This window comes from Pantoea sp. GbtcB22, from assembly GCF_019091025.1.
Lineage (GTDB): Bacteria > Pseudomonadota > Gammaproteobacteria > Enterobacterales > Enterobacteriaceae > Pantoea > Pantoea leporis.
Map to the genome: position 1 here is coordinate 1 of NZ_JAGXKB010001029.1, position 230 is coordinate 230.

Below are 230 nucleotides of genomic sequence, written 5' to 3' on the forward strand. Positions count from 1 at the left end.
TGGATAAATTGGTCTTTGTGAACTACAACCTCCGGCTGCGTCTGGATCGTTCTACCAAAGTTGCAGATCCCTATGATTATGATCCAGTTACCAGTTTCATGGATCTTTCTTTGTACCGGCGGAATTCAGCAATTGAAGATTGGATGCAGCAAGCAAGGTCCAATGGAGACCCAGCTTTTGACAAAGACTCAGATTTCAGTGACACTCCATTGCCGAGCATGATGTTCACT

General features: G+C 44.8%; 1 protein-coding gene. It reads left to right on the top strand.

Annotation, left to right across the window (positions count from 1 at the left end):
* On the top strand, positions 1 to 230 hold a 230-nt coding region (locus KVT28_RS27400), incomplete at both ends, for a hypothetical protein (RefSeq protein ID WP_217551508.1).